13 protein-coding genes are annotated in these 11,330 nt (G+C 71.7%); 7 read left to right on the top strand and 6 right to left on the bottom strand.

What is annotated here, in order from left to right; translation table 11 throughout:
* The 4 genes from HLK59_RS43880 to HLK59_RS43895 form a co-directional block, all read right to left on the bottom strand.
* Positions 1-529 (bottom strand): nitronate monooxygenase (locus HLK59_RS43880; protein WP_171147265.1); only part of this gene is annotated, 529 nt, incomplete at its 3' end.
* The gene (locus tag HLK59_RS43885) at positions 529-1,248 is read right to left on the bottom strand and encodes a CoA-transferase (RefSeq protein ID WP_171147266.1); all 720 of its coding nucleotides are present in this window, start codon (positions 1,246-1,248) and stop codon (positions 529-531) included. The genes HLK59_RS43880 and HLK59_RS43885, both read right to left, overlap by 1 nt.
* Entirely contained in the window at positions 1,245-2,063 is an 819-nt protein-coding gene (locus HLK59_RS43890; protein WP_171147267.1) for a CoA transferase subunit A, read from the bottom strand. Before HLK59_RS43890 ends, HLK59_RS43885 begins: the two co-directional genes overlap by 4 nt.
* On the bottom strand, positions 2,064-2,822 hold the full coding sequence (locus tag HLK59_RS43895; protein WP_171147268.1) for an enoyl-CoA hydratase family protein: 759 nt from the start codon (positions 2,820-2,822) through the stop codon (positions 2,064-2,066).
* A 56-nt stretch (positions 2,823-2,878) separates the two neighbouring features.
* Between HLK59_RS43895 and HLK59_RS43900 the strand changes: the two genes are divergently transcribed.
* Both HLK59_RS43900 and HLK59_RS43905 read left to right on the top strand, forming a co-directional pair.
* Positions 2,879-3,619 (top strand): SDR family oxidoreductase, encoded by a 741-nt coding sequence (locus HLK59_RS43900; RefSeq protein ID WP_171147269.1) that lies wholly within the window; start codon positions 2,879-2,881, stop codon positions 3,617-3,619.
* 1 nt (position 3,620) lies between these two features.
* Positions 3,621-4,526 (top strand): SDR family oxidoreductase, encoded by a 906-nt coding sequence (locus HLK59_RS43905; RefSeq protein ID WP_171147270.1) that lies wholly within the window; start codon positions 3,621-3,623, stop codon positions 4,524-4,526.
* Between the two features lie 77 nt (positions 4,527-4,603).
* Here the strand turns inward: HLK59_RS43905 and HLK59_RS43910 are convergent, their stop codons facing one another.
* Positions 4,604-5,485 (bottom strand): hypothetical protein, encoded by an 882-nt coding sequence (locus HLK59_RS43910; RefSeq protein WP_171147271.1) that lies wholly within the window; start codon positions 5,483-5,485, stop codon positions 4,604-4,606.
* Between the two features lie 94 nt (positions 5,486-5,579).
* On the opposite strand from HLK59_RS43910, the gene HLK59_RS43915 reads away from it, so the two are divergent.
* Positions 5,580-6,014, top strand: coding sequence for a GNAT family N-acetyltransferase (locus tag HLK59_RS43915; RefSeq protein ID WP_346779956.1), 435 nt, complete (start codon positions 5,580-5,582; stop codon positions 6,012-6,014).
* Here the strand turns inward: HLK59_RS43915 and HLK59_RS43920 are convergent.
* Positions 6,001-7,734, bottom strand: a complete 1,734-nt coding sequence (locus tag HLK59_RS43920) for a beta-galactosidase family protein (RefSeq protein WP_171147272.1) — start codon at positions 7,732-7,734, stop codon at positions 6,001-6,003. The genes HLK59_RS43915 and HLK59_RS43920 overlap by 14 nt on opposite strands.
* A 148-nt stretch (positions 7,735-7,882) precedes the next feature.
* Between HLK59_RS43920 and HLK59_RS43925 the strand changes: the two genes are divergently transcribed.
* The 4 genes from HLK59_RS43925 to HLK59_RS43940 form a co-directional block, all read left to right on the top strand.
* On the top strand, positions 7,883-8,758 hold the full coding sequence (locus HLK59_RS43925) for an AraC family transcriptional regulator (protein ID WP_171147276.1): 876 nt from the start codon (positions 7,883-7,885) through the stop codon (positions 8,756-8,758).
* Between the two features lie 394 nt (positions 8,759-9,152).
* Positions 9,153-9,503, top strand: coding sequence for a chorismate mutase (locus HLK59_RS43930; RefSeq protein WP_171147273.1), 351 nt, complete (start codon positions 9,153-9,155; stop codon positions 9,501-9,503).
* Positions 9,504-9,643: 140 nt separating this feature from the next.
* Positions 9,644-10,207, top strand: coding sequence for a response regulator (locus tag HLK59_RS43935; RefSeq protein WP_171147274.1), 564 nt, complete (start codon positions 9,644-9,646; stop codon positions 10,205-10,207).
* A 47-nt stretch (positions 10,208-10,254) separates the two neighbouring features.
* On the top strand, positions 10,255-11,330 hold a 1,076-nt coding region (locus HLK59_RS43940), incomplete at its 3' end, for a M1 family aminopeptidase (protein WP_240982994.1).

An 11,330-nucleotide genomic window follows, 5' to 3' on the forward strand; every position in this document is an offset into this window, starting at 1 on the left:
GCCCCCGCCCGTCGAAGAAGCCCCCGGCCGCCACGACCGGGATGTCCACCGCGTCCACCACCTGCGGCAGCAGCACGGTCGTCGCGACCTCGCCGGTGTGCCCGCCGCCCTCCCCGCCCTGCACGATCACCGCGTCCGCACCCCACGCCGCCACCTTCTCGGCATGCCGGCGGGCACCGACGGACGGGACGACGACGACCCCCGCCTCCTTGAGCTCCGCGATCAGCTCGGCGGAGGGCGCGAGGGCGAAGGAGGCGACCCGTACGCCCTCGTCGATCAGCAGCCGCACCCGGTCGCCCGCGTCCGCCGCGTCGGCGCGGAGGTTGACCCCGAAGGGCGCGTCGGTGCGGGACCTGACCTCCCGCACCGCCTCGCGCAGCCCGTCGAGGGTCATCGTCGCCGAGGCCAGGATGCCCAGCGCGCCCGCGTTCGCCGTGGCCGACACCAGACGGGGGCCCGCCACCCAGCCCATCCCGGTCTGCACGATCGGATGGCGGACCCCGACCAGCCGGGTGAGTGCCGTGTCCATCAGACGGCGACCTCCCGGCAACGGGCGCCGGCCGGATCGAGCACCTCACGGATCAACTCCAGCTCGGCCGCGGTCGGTTCACGCGTGTACGGCACCTCCTCCGGGACGCTCAGCGCGAACCCCGTGGCCTGCGCCACCTGCTCGACGCTCACCCCGGGGTGCAGCGAGGTCAGCCGCATCGAGTGGTCCGGCGTCGCGAAGTCGAAGACACCGAGGTCGGAGACGACGCGCGGGATGCGGTGGAAGCGGGCGCCCGCCGCACGGTCGTAGCCCACCCCGCACACCAGGTCGACCTTCTCGACGAAGACCCGCGGCGAGTGTCTGGGCACCCAGTAACTCGTCGGGTTGTTGAGGGTGTTGACCGGCGCTCCGCGCACCCCGAGCAACTGCCGCTTCGGCTGCCCCCAGTCGCCGATGCAGGAGATGTTCTGGTTGCCGAACCGGTCGATCTGGCTCGCGCCCATCATCACGTGCCGCCGCCCGCCCGTGACCAGGGCCAGATGCTGCCGGTACGGCAACCAGCCCTCGACGGTGCCGTCCGGGCGGACCAGCATCGCCTCGCCGTCCGTCAGCAGCAGGTCCGGGGCGAAGGTGAGCCGCGCGAGACGGGCGCCGACGGAGGGGATCAGGCCCATGGGGCTGGCCAGGATCTCGCCGCCGTCGCGCCAGGCCTCGGCGCAGGCGATCACGCAGTACTCGGCGCGGGTGACCGTGGTCATGCCCCCTCCTTCAGGTACTGGGCGGCGAACTCCGGCCAGGGCGTGGTCGCGTAGGCCTTCTGCCAGGCCTCGTCCCGCCCGTAGTCCGGCGCGCACGACGTGAAGTGCGCCCCGTTCGGGGCCTCGACGACCCCGGTCACCACATGCCGCTTGACCAGCAGTGACTGAGGCGCCGCTTCCTTGGTCAACTCGGCCGTGTCGACGACCCGTTCGCACGAGACGTACGCCGTGTCGGCCGCCTCGCAGAAGAGGTCGTCGAAGTACGGGTCCGGGCCCAGGAACTGCCCGTTGCCCAGCCGGTCGGCGCGGTTGACGTGGACCAGGGCCGCGTCCAGGCGCAGGGCGGGCACGGCCACGAACGTCTCGCCGTCGTCGTACGGCGAAGTCACCGTCCGCAGGCCGGGGTTGATCCGCATGACATCTGAGCCGATGCCCGCCCGCACCGGCAGGAAGGGCAGCCGGTTCGCCGCCGCGTGCAGTCCCCACATGAACATCGCCTCGTCGATCTCCATCAGCTCGAAGGCGCCGCGCTCGCGGGCCGCGCGGTAGTGCGGTTCGAGAGGGATCGAGTCGAGGGTGACGAAGGCGGCCACCAGCTTGCGGATCCGTCCGGCCGCAGCCAGCATGCCGACGTCCGGGCCGCCGTACGAGACGATCGTGAGGTCGGTGACATCCGACCGGAGCAGCGCCCTGACCAGGGCCATCGGCTTGCGGCGCGAGCCCCAGCCGCCGATGCCGAGGGTCATGCCGCTGCGCAGCCGGGCCACGGCCTCGTCCGCGGTCATGGTCTTGCCGGTCGTGGTTTCGTCGCTCATCTAGCGGCCCTCCTTCCCGAACCTGTCACGGATGCGGTCGGCCAGCCCGGCGGTGCTCGCCTCGAAGGTGAAGCCCTGCTCGAAGCGGTAGCTGCGGTGCACGTCGACCGGGTCGATACCGTTGATGGCGGCCTTGGCGAGCCGGAGCAGCTCCCCGTCCTTGGCAGCGATCTCCCGCGCCAACTCCAGGGCCGCCTCGAAGAGTTCGGCACGCGGCACCACCCGCCACACCGAGCCGTGCGTGTGCAGCTCCGCCGCGGTCGCCGTGCGCGAGGTGAAGTACAGGGCGCGCATGAGGTGCTGGGGGACCAGCCGGGCCAGATGCGTGGCCGCGCCCAGCGCGCCCCGGTCCAGCTCGGGCAGCCCGAAGACGGCGTCCTCGCTCGCCACGATCGCGTCCGCGTTGCCGACGAGGCCGATACCGCCGCCCAGGCAGAAGCCCTGCACCGCCGCCACCACCGGGACCTCGCAGTCGTACACCGCCGAAAAGGCCTCGTAGCAGCCGCGGTTGGCGCCGACGAGGGCCGAGGAACCCTGTGCCTGGATCTCCTTGATGTCCACGCCCGCGTTGAACCCCCGGCCCTCGGCGGCCAGCACCACGCACCGCACGTCCGGATCGCGGCCGGCCCCGCGCACCGCGTCGGCGAGCGCGAACCAGCCGTCCACCGGCAGGGCGTTCACCGGGGGGAAGTCGACCGTGACGACGGCGATGCCGTCCTTTCCGTGCCCCGAATCCGGGGACGAGGTGGAGACACCCATGGAAGCATCAGCTACCTTTCCACCAAACGTTTGTTAGGTGGAAAGGGTAGCGGCGAATGGAGCTGAAGGGGAGGGCCGCGGTCGTCACGGGCGGGACGCGGGGAGTGGGCGCCGGGATCGCGCGGGCGTTCGTGAGCGCGGGGGCGCACGTCATGGTGTGCGCGCGACGGCCGCCCGAAGTGCCCCTGGAGGGCACCGAGTTCGTGTCCCTGGACGTACGGGACCCGGGCGCGGTACGCGACTTCTTCACCGCGTTGCCCCGGCTCGACGTCCTCGTCAACAACGCGGGCGGCGGACCGTTCCGGCCGCTGGCGGCCGCGGACGCCGAACGGCACGCGCGCGTGGTCGAACTGAACCTGCTGGCCCCGCTCACGGCCTCCCTCGCCGCCTACGAGCACCTGAAACGGTCGAGGGGCTCGGTCGTCATGATCGGCAGCGTCAGCGGCAGCCGTCCCTCGCCCGGATCGGCGGCGTACGGGGCGGCGAAGGCCGGACTGGAGAACCTCGCCCGGTCGATGGCGGTGGAGTGGGCGCCGGACGTACGGGTGAACACGCTGGTCGTCGGCATGGTGCGCACCGAGCTGGCCCACCTCCACTACGGCGACGAGGACGGCGTCGACGCCGTCTCCCGCACCGTCCCGCTCGGCAGGCTGGCCGAGCCCGCGGAGATCGGCGCCGCGGCCGTCTTCCTCGCCTCGGACGCCGCCGCGTACATCACCGGGGCGTCGCTGCTGGTGCACGGGGGCGGGGAACGGCCGGCGTTCCTGGACGCAGCAACTGCCAACAAGGAGACCTGAGATGAGCGGAATCTGCGAGGGACGGACCGTCGTGGTCACCGGGGCCGGCCGCGGACTCGGCCGGGCGCACGCGCTCGCCTTCGCCGCCGAGGGCGCCCATGTCGTCGTCAACGACCTCGGCGTCGGGCTCGACGGGGCACCCGACGCGGACAGCCCGGCCGCACAGGTGGTCGCGGAGATCCGTGCGGCGGGCGGCGAGGCGGTCGCCCACGGCGGCGACATCGCGACGACCGAAGGGGCGAACTCCCTGATCACCACCGCGCTGGAGACGTACGGCCGCCTCGACACCCTCGTCAACAACGCCGGGTTCCTGCGCGACCGGATGCTCGTCAACCTCGACGAGGACGACTGGGACGCCGTGATGCGCGTCCACCTCAAGGGCCACTTCCTGCCGCTCAAACAGGCCGCCGCGTACTGGCGGGCGGAGGCGAAGGCGGGCCGCATGCCGGTGGCGCGTGTGGTCAACACCAGCAGCGGAGCAGGGCTGTTGGGCTCGGTCGGGCAGGGGAACTACAGCGCGGCGAAGGCGGGGATCGTGGGCTTGACGTTGGTCGCGGCCGCCGAGTTCGCGCGGTACGGCGTCCAGGTCAACGCCATCGCCCCGGCGGCGCGGACGCGGATGACGGAACAGGCGTTCGCCCAGACCATGGCGGCGCCCGGCTCGGGCTTCGACGCGATGGCGCCGGAGAACGTCTCACCGCTGGTGGTGTGGCTGGGGTCGGCGGGGAGTGAGGGTGTGAGCGGCCGGGTCTTCGAGGTGGAGGGCGGGAGGATCACGGTGATGGAGGGCTGGCGGGTGGGCCCGAGCACGGACAAGGGGGAGAGGTGGACGCCGAAGGAGGCGGGAGAGACGGCACGGAAGCTGCTGGAGGAGGCAGGGACCCCGGGGCAGGTCTACGGGGCGTAGGGAGACCCACCTGCTTTTAAGGGGCGCGGGGAACTGCGCGACCAGCCCCCACCCACCTGCACCCGACGACGTACCCATCACGTATCGCACTCCAAAACGGTCCGGCACAACCCACACCGCGCCCGAACCCGCCCCCGCACCGGCACCCTGATCTTCTGCCGACAGGTAGGACAGGGAAACGACACCCGCAGCCCGCCGCCACCCCCATCAGGCGTGAACGCATACGACGTACCGGCTTGTGGAACATGAGCCCGCCGATCCCGCGCATACCTCCGCCGCCCAGCCCAGCCGGCAGCGCTGAGCGGAGGCTGCTGCTCGTCCTCCCGCGCCTTCGCCATGCCCTTCACATACGCCGTGTAGGCCTGCGGACTGGTGAACCACACCGACGGATCCTCACCGAACACCAGCGACCGTTTCGCCAGCACGTACCCGAACTCCTCCGGCGTCAGATACCCCAGCTTCTGCGAGGACGCCGCGTCCTCCCGGTACGCGTCAAGGAGCAGCCATCCCGCACCCAGATACGTCGCCGCCGTGTCCGTGAGGATCTCGTTCTCCTTGAGCCCCGGGAACGACAGCCCGAGCCGGTGCAGATAGACATGCATCACCTCGTGTGCCAGCGCCGCCCCGATGTCCCGGCGATGGGTACGGAAACGGTCGTTCAGCTCCACGAAGTACTCGGGCCCGGCGGCCAGTTCGACGTTCGCCGCATGCGTCATCTCCCGGAAGCCCACGATCAGCCGGGCGTCGGGGAGCCGGTAGTGCCGCACCAGCTCACGGGCCACCCGCTGCGCGCCCAGATGGAGATCGTCCGTGTCGCAGAACGCTACGTCGGAGGGGGCCACGCTGGTCGAGAACGTCCAGACGCTGTCGAACGACAGCCGTTTCCAGACGGCCGTGATCGCGGCCCGCACCGTCTCCAGGTGCGGGTAGCCGTGCTCGACCGGTCCGTCGTTCGCCACGCCCGTACCCCCAAGACGCCTGAACCCGATTCCACTCTACGAGGACGCGCGCGGTTTTTCCCCGGCGCCCGGCCGCCCTGGCATACTCCCGGCCGTGACCACCGAACCCGGAACCTCCCTGCACGTCGGCGACAAGGACGACGCCCTGGAGCAGCGCCTCGACGACGAACTCACCGCCTTCAACGCCGAGGCGACCGGCGCCGGCACCCCGGCACCCCTCACCGTGCGCGCCACCGACGCCGACGGAGAGCTGGCCGGCGGGCTCACCGCGTGGATCTGGGGCTCCTGCTGCGCCGTCGACATGCTGTGGGTGCGCGCCGACCAGCGCCACGCCGGCTGGGGGACCCGGCTCATGGGCGCCGCCGAGGAGGAGGCCGTGCGGCGCGGCTGCACCGAGATGATCGTCTCCTCCTTCACCTTCCAGGCCCCCGACTTCTACAAGGGCCTCGGCTTCCGCGAGACCGGCCGCACGGAGGGCATTCCCGGCGGCCACCAGGACGTGCACCTGCACAAGGTCATCGGCGCCTGAGAAGCGGCGCCCGGGACGCCTCCTCCGACTCCAGCACCCACACGTCGTTGTCGCCCTCCCGCAGCACCGGGCCGGGCACGTACAGCGCGTGCTGCGGGCCCGCGGACCAGTAGCGGCCCAGGTTGAAGCCGTTGATCCACACGAACCCCCGTGTCCAGCCCGGCAGTTCCAGCAGCGCGTCCCCCGCGCCCCGCACGGTGAGGGTGCCCCGGTAGAGACCCGGGGCGCCTTCTTCGGGAAGCGGCCGGAAAGCGACCCCGCCGACGTCCTCCAGCGCGTCCAGCCGCAGCCCACGCGCGCGTACCCCGTGCAGAAACTGCCGTTCGTGCAGCAGCCCCCCGGTGATCCCCTTCGCCTCCCCGGTCCGCGGCCCGTAGTTGACCCGCCCCAGGGACTCCACCCACAGCTCCACGCGCGCGTGCCCGGCCACGGGCTCCTTCAACCGCTCGTCCCGCTCGGTGAGCACCCCGGCCCGCTCCCCGTCGACGTACACCACCGCCAGATCCCGCACACCGCGCGCGATCAGCGGATAGGGCTGCCGGGGCCCCGGGACGGTCACCTCGTAGCGCACCAGGCCCCGGTCCACGTCGAGTTCCTCGAAGGTCGGCGGGACGGGGGACGTGGTCCGCGGGCCGCCGAGTGTCTCCAGTACGTCGCCCAGGGGCGCCCAGCCGGTGAGCGCCACCTCGGCGGGGGCACCCAACTGCGCCGGTGGCACCGGAAGTTCGGGGAGCGGGCCGTCCGCGTACTCGGCGAGGACTTCCCGGAAGCGCCAGAACTTGTCCGTGGGGAAGCCGAACTCGTCGATCGGCGCGTCATAGTCGTACGACGTCACATCCGGCTCCAGCACACCGTCGTGCAGATCGCCACCGCCCCGGTTCGCACCCGACCAGCCCGCGAAGCTCGTCCCGCCGTGCGCCATGTAGAGGTTCACGGAGGCCCCGCACTCCAGGATCTCCCGCAGGGCAGCCGCCGCGTCGGCGGGATCCCGCACGACATGCTCGGCGCCCCAGTGGTCGAACCAGCCGCACCAGAACTCCATGCACATCAGCGGCCCGTCGGGGCGGTGCCGGCGCAGCGTGTCGAAGGCCGCGCGCGCGTGGGAGCCGAAGTTCACCGTGGCGAGGACACCGGGGAGCGAGCCGCCGGTCAGCATGTGGTCCTCGGGGCCGTCGGAGGTGAACAGCGGGACCGTGACGCCCTCGGCGACGAGGAGCTCCGCCAGCCGGCGCAGATACTCCGCGTCCGAGCCGTAGCTGCCGTACTCGTTCTCGACCTGCACCATGATCACCGGCCCGCCGCGGTCGAGCTGCCGGGCCACCACCTGGGGCAGCAGCCGCCGGAACCAGCGCTCCACGTGCCCCAGGTACTCCCCGTCACTCGTCCGCGGCCGTCCCGTCAGCCAGTGCGGCAGCCCGCCGTTCTCCCACTCGGCGCAGATGTACGGCCCCGGCCGCACGATCGCCCACAGCCCCGCCTCGCGCGCCGCGTCCAGGAAACGACCGAGGGCCTCCACATCGTCGTAGGAACCCGGCCGACGTTCGTGGAAGTTCCACGGGACGTACGTCTCCACGCAGTTCAGGCCCATCGCCCGCAGCATCGCCAGCCGGTGCCCCCACTGCGCCTCGTGCACCCGGAAGTAGTGCAGCGCGCCGGACAGCAGCCGCACCGGCCGCCCGTCCAGCAGAAAGTCCTCATCCCCCACCGTGAACTCGCTCATACGCCTCACCCTCACCTCTGGCGCAGGTCAGGGTCCATGGACAAAGATCGGCGCCACTTGGACCGAAGGGAATCCAAGGGAATCCACGGGAATCCAAGGGAATCCACGGGAACCGAAGAGGGAGGACCCGTTGACATACCACACCTGGATGCGGTTCCTCACGCCCGGGCCCGCACACCACCGCCTCGGCCTCGTCTGCCTCGGCGTCGGCCTCCAGTACGGCGCCCTGCCCACCGTCGGCCCCCGCACCCTCGACCACCATGTCGCGGTCGTCATCAGCACCGGCGGCGGCTGGTACGAGGACGCCCGCGGCCGCCGTACGACCGTCACCGCGCCCGCCCTGCTGTGGCTCACCCCCGGCGTCCCCCACCACTACGCGCCCGACGCCGGAACCGGCTGGGACGAGGGCTTCGTCGACTTCACCGGGCCCGCCACCACCACCTACACCGAACTCGGCTACATCGAACCCGACCGGCCCGTCGTCCCCCTGACCGACGCCACCGGCCCCCGCGCCGTCATCGGACGCATGGCCCGCGCCGCCCGCCGCGACAACCCCCTCCTGGAGGTCGAGACCGGCGCCGCCGTGCACGAACTCCTCGTCGCCCTGCGCCGCGCCCGCGCCGACCTCACCCCCGACGGCCACCAGGTCCTCAAGGCCCTCGCCCGCGACGCCTTCACCCCCATGTCCGTCGCCGACCACGCCGCCCGGCACGGCATGACGCTCGCCGAACTGCGCACCGCGGTGCGCCGCGGCGCCGGATGCAGCCCCAAGGACTACCTCCTCGGCATCCGTCTCGGCCGCGCCAAGGAACTCCTCGCCGCCACCGAACTCCCCGTCGCCGCCGTCGCCCGCCGCGTCGGCTACGACGACCCCGCCTACTTCTCCCGCCTCTTCACCCGCCGCGTCGGTACCCCACCCGTCCGCTTCCGCGCCCCCCAGAGCCGCACCGTCCCCGGCGGCTGGAGCGACCAGATCCCCGACCCGACCGACCCCCCGAGACTGCCGCGCGCGAGCGCCACGTAGGGATGTCTGCCGCCCGGCGGAGGCTGTCGCGCAGGGTGTCCCCCGCCTGTCGGCTGTGCGTCCGGCCGGGGGAGTCGTCCGGTGCCAGGGCACGACGTCCCCCGAGGCGGTCCCGCGCGAGCGCCACGTAGGGGCGACTCCCGCCCCGCGATCCCCTGGTCCCGCGTCCCCGCGGAGGCTGCGCCCCGCCTGTCGGCCCGCCGTGTCGGCACCGCGTCCGGCCGGGGAGTCGCCCGGTGCCAGAGCACGACGCCCCTGAGGCTGCCGCGTAGGCTGCGCCCCGCCTGTCGGCCCGCCGAGTCGGCATCGCGCCCCGGCGGCGGAGCCAGGCCGTGTCCGATCGCGACGATCCGGCCAGGATCCCCGGTGCCGGTGCCACGTAGGCTGGTCCGTCATGACCACCAGCAACAACGGAACCGGTGACGTGGACGCGGCCGTGCGTGCGGAGCTCGTTCGGCTGCGGGACAGCATCGACAACATCGACGCCGCCGTCGTCCACATGCTCGCCGAACGCTTCAAGGCCACCCAGCAGGTCGGCCACCTCAAGGCCCAGCACCAGCTGCCGCCCGCCGACCCGGCCCGCGAGGCCCGCCAGATCGAACGGCTGCGCAGCCTCGCCGAGAACGCCAAGCTCGACCCGGCCTTCGCTGAGAAGTTCCTCAATTTCATCATCGCCGAGGTGATCCGCCACCACGAGCGGATCGCGGAGGACGCCGTCAACGGCACGACGTCCACACCGAACTGACCTCGCACGACGCAATGAGGGCGTGACAGCCGGGCCCGCGAGAGGCATGCTGCGCTGTGCACTCCTTGTCAGCTGGCGAGCACTCCGCGTCAGCTTCTCGGACATAAGCTGGTTGTCCCACGCGGGAGGGACGTCGGGCCATGCCCTCGGATGCCAAGATCCTCATCGTCGACGACCACGAGGACACGCTGTACGCCCTGGAGAGCGCCCTCGCCCCGCTGGGGTACCGGCTCAGCCGCGCCACCAGCGGCGACGAGGCGCTAAAGCAGGTACTCCGCGGCCAGGTCGGCCTGCTCCTCCTCGACGTCCGCATGCCCGGCGTCAGCGGCCTCGACGTCGTCCGCTACATGCGCCGCCTCGAACAGACCCAGCACATCCCCGTCGTCCTCCTCACCGGCTTCGGCACCGACCACGAACTGACCTCCACCGCCTTCGGACTCGGCGTCGCCGACCTGATCACCAAGCCCATCGACCCCTGGGCCCTGCGCACCAAGGTCCGCTACCTCTACGACGCCCACCGCCGCCAACTCGCCCTGGAAGAGGAGATCCGCGACCTTCGCGCCCTCGTCAAGGACCACGGCAAGGACCACGGCGAGGCCCGCGATCGCCCCGTACGCCCCGCCCTGCCCCACCCGGACACCAAGGTCCCGCTCCAGCGCGCGGAAGGGGCGCACAACACCAGCCTCGAACAGGACCGGACATAGGCCGCGTACCGATCCGCCCCTGTGCCCGGCCACTCCCATCAGGCAGCATGTCCTGCATGTCCGTACTGACGCGCGACGAAGCGCAGACCCGTGCCAAGCTCCTCGACGTCCACCGGTACACGATCGACCTCGATCTGACGACCGGGGACGACACCTTCGACTCCCGTACCGTCATCCGCTTCACCGCGCGCACGGACGGCGACACCTTCGTCGAGCTCAAGGCCGCACAGCTGCGCTCCGTCGCCCTCGACGGACAGCCCCTCGACCCGGAGACCCTGGACGGCGACAGGCTGCCCCTGAAGGACCTCGCCGCCGGCGAACACGAACTCCGCGTCGACGCGAGCATGCGCTACTCCCGCACCGGCGAGGGCATGCACCGCTTCACCGACCCCACCGACGACGAGACCTACGTCTACTCCAACCTCTGCATGGACGACGCCCCGCGCGTCTTCCCCGCCTTCGACCAGCCCGACCTCAAGGCCGTCTTCGAGCTGACCGTCAAGGCCCCCGAGCACTGGACCGTCCTCGCCAACGGCATCACCGAACACCTCGGCGACGGCCGCTGGCAGGCCGCACCCACCCCGCTCATCTCCACCTACCTCGTCGCCCTCGCCGCCGGCCCCTACCACTCCGTCACCACCGAACACCGGGGCCTGCCCTTCGGCCTGCACTGCCGCCGTTCCCTCGCCCCCTACCTCGACGCGGACGCCGACGAACTGTTCGAGGTCACCAAGCAGTGCTTCGACCGCTACCACGAGAAGTTCGAGGAGCCCTACCCCTTCGACTCCTACGACCAGGCGTTCGTCCCCGAGTTCAACGCCGGAGCCATGGAGAACCCCGGACTGGTCACCTTCCGCGACGAGTTCGTCTACCGCTCCGCCGTCACCGACACCGAACGCCAGACCCGCGCCATGGTCATCGCCCACGAGATGGCCCACATGTGGTTCGGCGACCTCGTCACCCTGCGCTGGTGGGACGACATCTGGCTCAACGAGTCCTTCGCCGAGTACATGGGCTACCAGACCTGCGCCGAAGCCACCCGCTTCGCCGACACCTGGACCGACTTCGGCGTCGCCCGCAAGGCCTGGGGCTACGAGGCCGACCAGCGCCCCTCCACCCACCC

It is taken from the genome of Streptomyces sp. S3(2020) (assembly GCF_013044505.1).
In the GTDB taxonomy this organism is placed as follows: Bacteria; Actinomycetota; Actinomycetes; order Streptomycetales; family Streptomycetaceae; genus Streptomyces.